General features: G+C 71.2%; 3 protein-coding genes. 1 reads left to right on the top strand and 2 read right to left on the bottom strand.

The features are described from left to right. Positions 1-48: 48 nt before the first annotated feature. Positions 49-948 carry a hypothetical protein gene (locus tag H0X00_RS23515; RefSeq protein ID WP_293775267.1) on the top strand — a complete coding sequence of 300 codons (900 nt, stop codon included), beginning with the start codon at positions 49-51 and terminating at the stop codon, positions 946-948. 18 nt (positions 949-966) lie between these two features. Here the strand turns inward: H0X00_RS23515 and H0X00_RS23520 are convergent, their stop codons facing one another. Next, positions 967-1,785 carry a DNA-formamidopyrimidine glycosylase family protein gene (locus tag H0X00_RS23520; protein WP_293775269.1) on the bottom strand — a complete coding sequence of 273 codons (819 nt, stop codon included), beginning with the start codon at positions 1,783-1,785 and terminating at the stop codon, positions 967-969. Between the two features lie 23 nt (positions 1,786-1,808). Next, the coding region (locus H0X00_RS23525; RefSeq protein ID WP_293775271.1) for a TipAS antibiotic-recognition domain-containing protein at positions 1,809-2,233 on the bottom strand (425 nt) is incomplete at its 5' end.

The following is a 2,233-nucleotide window of genomic DNA, read 5'->3' on the forward strand; positions in this document are numbered from 1 at the left end:
GCGTGTCACGCCTTGTGGTTCGGACAGTGTGGCGACAGGGAGGCCGCGGTGACGGGAACGCTGATCGACGCCGACTGGGGGCCGCTGGCCCAGCCGCTGCACGCCGACATCCCGGACGACCCGCGGCCGTGGCGCGACAACGCGTTCCTCTGCTTCTGGGATCCCGCGCAGCGCCTGACCGGCGTCATGCACCTCTCAGCCTCGCCGAACGCCACCGGCGGGCGTCGGGCCCGGGTGAGCGTCCGGCTCGGCAACTCGACCGTCGAGGTCATCGAAGAGCTGGGTCTGGAGACCTGGAACAGCGAGTCGATCACCTTCGAACCCGACTCCGGGTTCAGCGTCGACGGTCCCGGCCTGTCCGGCTCGTTGACCTTCACGCCGCTGCACGCGCTCGCAGCCTTCGCCGGCGAGCACTCGCCGAAGGCCTTCGCTCTCGACGCCGAGCACCCGCTGCACCACTACCAGCGCAGCGCCCGGGTGAGCGGCCAACTGACCGTGCACGGCCGGCGCGTCGAGGTCGACGGCTTCGGCTACCGCGACCGCACCTGGGGCTTCCGCGAGGAGTCGGCCAGCGTGCAGGAGTACTACGGGACGATGTGGGTCTTCCCGGAGCTCTCGGTCTCGGCCATCCGCCTGCTCGGCCAGGACGGTCACACCGCCGCGGTCGGCTTCGTCTGCGACGCCGACGGCACGGTGCCGGTGACCGGGATGTCGATCGTCCGCGACGCCGCCGGCCTGTTTCTCGCGACCCGCGTCGACCGCGCCGAGGGTGACCCGTTGGAGGTGAGCCTCGTCGAGCGCTACGGCACCTTCTGGTGTCCGATGGGGCAAGCGCAGCAGGCCGGCCCGACGTTGAGCGCGTACGACGAGTGGGGCAGCCTGCGCACCGCGGACGGCATCGAGGGCTTCGGTCTGCTCGAGCAGGGCATCACCCGCCAGCTGTTCTGACGCACCCTCAGCTATCGGTCAGGACTGCTCCTGGGAGCACCACCAGGTGGTCCGGCCGCCGACCGTCCCACGGTTCATCGGGGCGCCGTCGCGCGGGCACTCGCCGCCGGGTTTCCGGTGCGGGATCACCGAGAGAGTGTGCACGCCACCGCCGGCGATCGCGTCCGTCACAGCCTTGCGCACGCCCCGGAACAGCCGGTCGACCTCGGGTCGCGACAGGTCCTGGGCCGGGCGGCGCGGGCTGATCCGCGCCAGCCACAGCGCCTGATCGGCGAGCAGATTCCCGATCCCGGCGACCGCGTGCTGGTCGAGCAGGCGGGCCTTGGTCGGGGCGATGCTGCGCCCCAGCATGGCGCGGAACTCGGCGCCCGTGATCTCCTGGGCGTCCGGGCCGAGGTCTTCGACCGGCGGGTCCAGGCGCACCCGGCCGAGCCGGCGGGGGTCCACGAGGATCAGGGCGCCCCCGTCGTCGAAGTGCAGCGCGAAGCGGGAGAAGCGGTAGTCGCCGGGGGCGCGGCCCCGCTCCCAGTAGTCGCCGCCGTCGATCTCGGTGCCTTTGCCGTCGGCGATGACGATCTTGCCGGACATTCCGAGGTGGAGGCCGAGCAGCGGGCCGGGTGTCCGTCCGCGCCCGGCCCCGCTGGTCGTGCACCACATGCTCTTGCCCACCCGGCACGCCTCGGTCAGCCGGCGGCCGAGCAGCGCGGCCCGGATCTGTCCCGGCGCATGCGGCCGACACTCGTAGGTGTCGCTGTCGTCGACATCGACGATGCGTCGCCCCAGGGCGGCTCGCTCGATCACGCGACGGGCGGACTCGACCTCGGGCAGTTCGGGCACGGGCCCAATTCTGCTTGGTGTGCTCAGGTGCGGTCGGCGTTGGCGTGGATCGCGTCGCGCACGTACTGGGAGAACCCGGGCTGGAGCTTGGCCCACTCGGCCATGTAGCGCTCGTCGGAGACGTACAGGTCACCGAGACCGCGGTGCATCGCCGGGGCGCAGTCGTAGAACCAGCGGATCAGGTGGGCCCGGTGTTCCTCGGCCAGATCCATCGCGGCGACGGAGTCGGCCGGCTCGCCGGCGCGCATGACCTCGACGAAGCCGTGAATGTTCGCGTCGGCCTGCTCCTTGATCTCGACCCAGTCCTCCTTGGTGTAGCTCGCCGACCGTCGCTGGGACTCACGCCAGGCGTCGGTGTCGCCCCACTTGTCCTTGGCCTCCTCCTGGTACTCGGCGATCTTGTCGGTGCCGAAGATCTCGAACTGTTCCTCGGGGGTGAGCGAGATGC

The sequence above is a fragment of the Sporichthya sp. genome (assembly GCF_013815995.1).
GTDB lineage: Bacteria > Actinomycetota > Actinomycetes > Sporichthyales > Sporichthyaceae > Sporichthya.